The organism is Faecalibacterium sp. DFI.5.82 (assembly GCF_029076575.1).
GTDB classification, from domain to species: domain Bacteria; phylum Bacillota; class Clostridia; order Oscillospirales; family Ruminococcaceae; genus Faecalibacterium; species Faecalibacterium duncaniae.
Window position 1 is genome coordinate 1 of the sequence record NZ_JARFIS010000120.1, and the last position, 400, is coordinate 400.

The window sequence follows — 400 nt, forward strand, 5'->3', positions numbered from 1 at the left end:
GATTTATGGTGTGGAACAGGAAAACAAACGCACGGGAACGGCTTAATGAAAAATGGCCATCAAATGATGCGCATGAGTGGTTGCCAAAAAATGCAACCTAATTTAAGAACACAACCTTTTGTGATTGATCCTTTTGAAATAAAAGAGGTAGATGCTTTAGTTGTCACACATATTCATTCAGACCATTTGGATATTCACACAGCTGCTGCTGTTCATCAAAATTGTCCTAAGGCTCTATTTATTGGTCCAAAAGAAGTAGTGAAAACATGGCAGCGTTGGGGTGTTCCGGCAGAAAAAACACGGGTTATAGAGCCTGGTCAAGAAATAAAAGTGAATGATGTGAATGTAGTGGCCTTGGAAGCTTTTGATCGAACCGCGCTAATTACTTCTGATGATCCTG

At 40.2% G+C, this 400-nt stretch carries 1 protein-coding gene; it reads left to right on the forward strand.

What is annotated here, in order from left to right; translation table 11 throughout:
• A partial coding sequence (locus P0G09_RS15860) for an MBL fold metallo-hydrolase (RefSeq protein WP_275253137.1) occupies nt 1-400 on the forward strand: 400 nt, incomplete at both ends.